The 6,310-nt window shown below is 42.4% G+C and carries 8 protein-coding genes and 2 pseudogenes; 1 reads left to right on the top strand and 9 read right to left on the bottom strand.

The annotated features are described in order from the left end of the window. Positions 1-319: 319 nt before the first annotated feature. The 3 genes and pseudogenes from EAE92_RS23650 to EAE92_RS23640 form a co-directional block, all read right to left on the bottom strand. The gene (locus EAE92_RS23650) at positions 320-871 is read right to left on the bottom strand and encodes an immunity 42 family protein (RefSeq protein ID WP_214069810.1); all 552 of its coding nucleotides are present in this window, start codon (positions 869-871) and stop codon (positions 320-322) included. Positions 872-873: 2 nt separating this feature from the next. Continuing rightward, a complete protein-coding gene (locus EAE92_RS23645; RefSeq protein WP_214069812.1) occupies positions 874-1,176 on the bottom strand; it encodes a hypothetical protein in 303 nt (100 codons plus the stop codon). A gap of 193 nt (positions 1,177-1,369) precedes the next feature. Further along, a pseudogene (locus EAE92_RS23640) lies at positions 1,370-1,531 on the bottom strand (hypothetical protein); the annotation flags it as partial. 362 nt (positions 1,532-1,893) lie between these two features. Between EAE92_RS23640 and EAE92_RS25510 the strand changes: the two are divergent. Further along, positions 1,894-2,004 (top strand): annotated as a pseudogene (locus tag EAE92_RS25510) (hypothetical protein); the annotation flags it as partial. Positions 2,005-2,416: 412 nt separating this feature from the next. Here the strand turns inward: EAE92_RS25510 and EAE92_RS23635 are convergent. The 6 genes from EAE92_RS23635 to EAE92_RS25105 form a co-directional block, all read right to left on the bottom strand. After that, complete coding sequence (locus EAE92_RS23635) at positions 2,417-2,635, bottom strand: hypothetical protein (protein ID WP_036774990.1); 219 nt, start codon at positions 2,633-2,635, stop codon at positions 2,417-2,419. Continuing rightward, complete coding sequence (locus EAE92_RS23630; protein ID WP_214069811.1) at positions 2,632-3,258, bottom strand: hypothetical protein; 627 nt, start codon at positions 3,256-3,258, stop codon at positions 2,632-2,634. The genes EAE92_RS23635 and EAE92_RS23630 overlap by 4 nt, the downstream gene beginning before the upstream one ends. Before the next feature lie 39 nt (positions 3,259-3,297). Then, entirely contained in the window at positions 3,298-3,585 is a 288-nt protein-coding gene (locus tag EAE92_RS23625; RefSeq protein ID WP_214069809.1) for a hypothetical protein, read from the bottom strand. Between the two features lies 1 nt (position 3,586). After that, the gene (locus tag EAE92_RS23620) at positions 3,587-4,576 is read right to left on the bottom strand and encodes a hypothetical protein (RefSeq protein WP_214069808.1); all 990 of its coding nucleotides are present in this window, start codon (positions 4,574-4,576) and stop codon (positions 3,587-3,589) included. A gap of 210 nt (positions 4,577-4,786) precedes the next feature. Further along, positions 4,787-5,107 (bottom strand): Imm45 family immunity protein, encoded by a 321-nt coding sequence (imm45, locus tag EAE92_RS23615; RefSeq protein ID WP_036771431.1) that lies wholly within the window; start codon positions 5,105-5,107, stop codon positions 4,787-4,789. Positions 5,108-5,120: 13 nt separating this feature from the next. Continuing rightward, positions 5,121-6,310: VENN motif pre-toxin domain-containing protein (locus tag EAE92_RS25105; RefSeq protein ID WP_281422836.1), on the bottom strand; the 1,190-nt coding region annotated here is incomplete at its 5' end.

Here is a 6,310-nt window from a genome sequence, read left to right as displayed (position 1 = left end):
TCTTACCGGTCAGTGCCTGACCCTCCTGAAGCGCTTTCAGGGCTTTGTCGAAATCGAAAGATTGAGTCATTTGTCATTCCTTTTTGAGATATATTACTGGAATGACACAGAATTTCTAACACTCCCTCTCACCTTGCAATGCCCGTAGCTCTTTGGCAACAGCAACACATTGCTCTGTGCCGGTACAGCTTGTTGTTCTCTCTGCGTGTTTTCGCGACTTTTTAGCCTGTAAGCCACTTTTCTCAGACGTAATGAACTGCTCCTTTTAAATGCCGGATGATTATCTAACATTTGGGGAGCAGTTCACATGGATGGGATTTTACTTTAGGCAGTAATAATAATTTATTGTCGAAGTGACAATGTTTTTCACTGTTTCCTTTTCTAAAATAATATCAGTAATATGTGGTTTTAGTATTTCCTCCCAATGATATCCAACATCATCATTACCATTTAAAACACTCAGTTTTGAACCTAAGATTCTTATCATACTGCCATTAGATACAGCAAAAACATAACAACAGTCATTTTCTAAATTATATGTAGATGCTTGATATTTGTAAGAAGTAACAAAATCGTCTGATACTTCTTTCCCTGGTTCAGCCCGTTCAGGCAACATTGTTTTTAACATAGAGAAGTAAGCTTCTTTTTTTTCCATATTAAAAATATTATTATTTTCAACAGGTAATGCCAAAGCATTCCCATCAGATAAACACAGGATATCTCCTCCTAATGTTGCTACTTTCGCACTATTTGGATACAGCTTTCCATGTATACAAAAATGAAATAAGCCATTTCTATATCCATTTTCTGTACTCCAATCAGATAAATACTCTATAAGTATGGCAAAATGATTTGGATCACCAAAAATCATAATTATCTCCATTTTTCTGGTAAACCAAGTTTCTTTTTAACGTCTGATGGAACGTCGCTCTTGCTTAATGCCGCACTTTTATCACCTGTACTACCGGACCAATGCCACGTACCATCATTAGTATTGGTAAATTGATGTACATTACCATCACTATCCAATGCGTATCTTTTTTTACCACTTGCAACTGAATTGCCAAACAATTCGACCGAATTTTTAGGTTCAGTCCCGGCATTACGGTGATAACCTATTTGTCCTGGGGTATGTTTAGGGTTTGATTTATACACTAATCCATTATTAGTTGTCACAGGATCAGGAACCGGTATATGTAACGACTCGCGTTTGAAATCCCACCGACTCGCATTTATCCGTTTTTTCGGCTCACATTAACTGCAAATGAAAAGTGCTGCCGGCCCACATTAAGTGACAATGGGCTCGCATTTATCTTTTCCGGCTCGCGTTTATCCGCCGCCGACTCACAATAACTGCAAATCAAATTATTCATATCGGCAGCCCGACCGACAGCATTCGGTCCCGCAACTCAGCCGTGCGCACCGGATCGAGCTGATTGTTAAATAATGCCCTGATTTCAGCAGGTTTCGCGTCGAACTGCTCCACCATATCTTTCAAACGATAACCATGTCGCGTCAATGTCGGTTCCAAATGGCGTTGGTGCACGGATGGCTAAGTTATGTCATTGTGGTTGTGGATTTCCACGGATACGAACCCATGCCACATAAACATTACGGTGGGTAAGGGGAGGTACAAACGAACCCTATCCGTGCACCAACGCCGCGGTTATATCCTGAATTACTACAATAGCGTCAGACCTCATCATTACAACGGGGGGCTGACGCCGGAAGAATCAGAGAACAGATACCGTTCTTACTGTAAAACCGTGGCCAGCATTACTTGACCACTACAAAAAGACCACCTAACCTTATTGATGTGGTCGAATAATCAGGGCACTAAACTTACATCCAAAATGGAGGTGTTTAGTGAACCAGAAATGAAAATTTACCCCTGAGTTTAAAAAGGAAGTCGTCTCCCTGATGACTGAGCAGGACTACAGGGTCGCTAAAGCGGCTGCATCACTGGGGATAAGCGACAAAATTATTTTGATAAGTCAACAATAATATATTGCGCGATGGAACTTAAGCGGAGAAAATATGAACATTCGATCAATTGTAAGTTTACTTTTGTTATCACCCTGACAATTAACCAGTTCCTCACTGCGCGATTGATTCTTCTCCACACTTAGGTGGTTATTGTCCACAACAACGCATTCCATTGCGAAGTTGACCGCCGGATACCAATTACCTCAGTGTACTCAGTCGGTTACAAACGATTTTTCCCTGTGCAGCTTGATACCCAGCCTATAATGCCCCGACGCGCTTTTTCAGCCAGATAGTCCACTTTCCCCAGATGCGGTTAGAGAATAACAGCCTGCTCAGTAAGCAACCGTTTAACTTTACTACCGCCATTGTGATGTTGACGGAGTAGGCTAAAAAAACAGTCCCGGCTTTTACAAACCGGGGGGGTAAATATTTAGATAATATTTTTTTCTACTTGCTCTACAAGAGCACGGAATTCTCTAAAGTCAAAGTTCCATATTCCTCCATTCGGACAAGAAAAGATCTCTATTCTCATGCCATGCTCAGGTTCATTCGAGACTTCTGCTACTTGATCTGTACCCCAAAAGATCTCGTAAACAACATTCTCTCGATCTGGCAAGCTCGCTATTTGTGCTGTTAATTTATTTGTCATTTCGGTGGTTCCAAAAATCCTATAAGCCTACCTTGAGCATCATAACGTAATCCACGCCCACTAGAAGATATAACATCAGTAACTTGACCGTATCGTCCTGTATTACTTTGAATCACCTTTTTGTTCGGGTCATTCAATATACTATCTACAATTTTTTGGCCTTGTTCATTTATCGCAGATGGGTTTCCTTTAGCCTCTGGAAAAATGCTACCTGGCTGACTACCATGTTTTTGTAGAGCGCGACCAGCAAGTGTCAAATCGCCTTTTTTTGAGGCCGGATCTGTATATTTTGCTCCATTTGACAATTCATCAACTGACCATTTGCCAATATGATTGTTATTTCTGGCATTCTGCTCATCTTCTGGATCATGTCCTCCCGGTGTTCCTGTTCCTGAACCACCAAGTTCGGCTTTCTCTGAATCTGTCAGATCCTTTGATATATTGGGTTGATTCTCACCATCTACATAATCTGACGAACATACCCGGCCAAAGGAACATTGAGTCGCCTTATCTATAGATTCTCCCATTTCCTTCAATTTTTTGTCCACAGCTGAAGCTATCGTCTGATTTGCTTCATTTACGGCTTCACCCGTGTTTGAACCCGCTATCGGTGGTGGTGGCATTGGTACAGCTAGAGCATTATTATCCGCAACAACGCATTATCACTGAGTGAACAATGGGTTGTTGCTTATAATTGCGTAAATTTCATCTGTTATTGGGTCTATATCTTCCCCATATTGGCCTCTATCCCCCATCATTCTGAAATCATTCATAATATATTTGTATAAATTCTTCATACCATTACTTGCTTTGTTCTCAAGAATATTAATGGATTTTATTAAGTATGCATAAGATGACTCTCCATTTCCTGATTCTTTTAAATACGTAACGACTTGTTTCAACAAGGATATTAATCTTGCGATTTCTATCATATCTTTATTTATTGACATTTTATTTTCCTTTATTTGTTATTTGATCTGGAAATGTTTTCTTAAATTCTTCGTAAGTGTAAACATTACCTGTTTTTCCATCTCGTATTGATTTAATCCAATCCATAGGATAATTCCGTGGTAGTAGAATTTGATCAGCTCCACCCATGTATTTAGGATTATTACTCAAAGGTGGTTGTTCCCCAACAGAACCAATGTTTAACTTAGTATTTTTGGGTACTTCTATCTCAGCCTCAAATCGAGTTGTACTCCAGTTTTTATAGACAGCAGTTTCATTTCTGCCCGCATTTTGTGTGGTTGTTGCGTAACCACCATCTAATTTGGCTTGATCATTAACACCACCAAATTTTCTAAATAATGTTACAGGTTCTTGTGTAATAACAGTTTCATATTTTCCAGCCTTAAATGTCGAGGACACACTTGTAGGTAAATGTTTCTTATCTACTATAACTATACTCTTATCTATTTTCGTTCCTAGTGAAGCTTTGGAATTAACATTTGTATGCGAGATGTTTTTATCAGCACCAAGGGCTATTTCTCCAATTTTCGCTGTCTGTGCTTTTCCTTTCATCAAATTATCAATCGTTGAACTATTTTTTCTATCAACAGCTTCTATCGATTGATATTTGCTCAAAGACAGATATGCTTTCGCGGCTGCAAACTGTATCAGCTTCGCTTCACTGGTAGGTATCCCTCCGGCAACAATTTCCGCCGCTTTCTGTGGCGTCATCTGCTCATTTGATAACACGACATCCAACGGAACACCAAAGAAGTTCCCCCACGCAATAATCAAACCTTTTGCCGGATCTTGACCCTCAGGGACTTGTCCTTTCAGGTAATGAGTCAAGGCAGCATTTATTTCTTCGGGTGTTGCCCCGGATTGAGCCATCTTTTGAGCCAGCGACCCCGCACCTTCAAAATGTTTAGCCCCTTCGGAACCAAACAAACTTCCCATGCTAAGGACATTATTATCCGCAACAACCCATTCCATTGCGAAGTTGATTACCGAACGCCGATTTTCCTAATGCCCTCAGTCAGTTACACCCCGTTTTTCCCAGTACGGTTTGAGGCTCGACCCACAACGCCCCGATGCGACTTTTTAGCCTGTAAGCCACTTTGCTCCGACTTAATCAACTACACCTTAAATGGTCAGATGGTTGTCCAACATTTACAGTGTAGTTTACGAAGCCAAGGTTTATATTCAGGCAACTGGAGTTGCTATATATCGTTCGAGTACATAGACGTCACTGACATCACATTCTGGGTAAATCCATTTTGCCCAGTTATCTATAATCCATTGGGTGCTTAATCCCCTTGTTTCAATTAAACTACATTCCGCTGGTAGTTTTACCAATATCAACCCCGCCTTATGTCCAGAAGTGACAATCAATCCATAAGGGCGTTCAGTATTTGATAAATCAACTACCATAAAATCTACAAATTCCTCATAAGGCCATTGTGCTGGTAAGCGAAAAACATTTCCGTGCCTTAAAACATGATCCTGAATATCTATTAACTTCATTATATTTTCCATACTATTTAACCTTTAAATCATGGCTACCTGACTTATCAATACTGTTATCTATGGGCCTCATCCCCATATCAACCTCACCTTGGTGTTTACCTGTCTTGGGATGTACTTGTTCGAAACGGCCATGTTGAGTATCCAATGCATAAAGATAACCATCTTTCCCTTTATAAACATCCCGATTATTTAGTTTAGTTAACCGATTATCTTTAATCATTCCATTTGATGAAATAACTTGGGCTGCCATTTGCTTGACTTGAGCTACCCGTTCTCCAGGAGGGAGATTGTGTAAACTCTCTTCGAAGTGATTGACTTGTTGTCCATTAGGAAGTTTATCAGTATTTCCACTCTTTTCTTTTACTCCCTTCGCGCCAACCTTACTAATCCCACCGGCCACCCCCGCAGACGCCGCAATTCCCGTCTGCCCCATAATCTTCACGATTTCCTGGGTCGTTTCTTCTGAACCGCCGGTGACTTGGGCACGATGGAGCACCAAATTCCGTGATGCGTCAATATTTGACATGGCACCCCGTAAATCTGCCCATTCCCGCACTTCTGCCGGCGTAAGGGAATCCAGCCCCTGCATTCTGGCTTTTTCCTGAATTTCGCCTATTCGTGCGCTGTAATCACCTTGCAATGCCCGCAGTTCTTTGGCAACAGCAACGCACTGGTCAGCGCCTGAACACGTTGCTATCCGTTCCTGAACCTTGTCATACTCCTGCCGATATTTATCCCTAACGGCAGAGCGGCAACTGCTATCACCCTGACAATTAACCAGTTCCTCACTGCGCGATTGATTCTTCTCCACACTTAGGTGATTGTTATCGACTGCGTTCTTCCCGGCTTGAGCCCCGGTAACGGCGCTGGCGGTGGAGTCACCAGCAATGCCGCCTGCCAGTCCTGCCGCCAGGGTGGAAAGGGTGCTGATAGTTTGCTTCTGCTCCTCCGTTAATTCACTGACGTTGGCCCCGTCGCCGTAAAGTTGCTTAACCAGGACCTGAGCCGCCAGTTCACCCGAAGCCGCACCGGCTGCCCCTGACAAGGCATTATTGCCGCTCACTTCCGCCGCTACCGCGCCTAAAATCGCATGGGCCAGCGTGTTGGTGGCGATATCCACCTGATGGGTTTTCGGGTCGGTGGTCAGCTCTTTTATCACGCCCGCCAGATACGGTGAAGCGCCCCCGGCCAGCGCCTGAC

It is taken from the genome of Photorhabdus hainanensis, assembly GCF_018448965.1.
Lineage (GTDB): Bacteria > Pseudomonadota > Gammaproteobacteria > Enterobacterales > Enterobacteriaceae > Photorhabdus > Photorhabdus akhurstii.
This window is presented reverse-complemented; position numbering and strand designations above follow the sequence as displayed.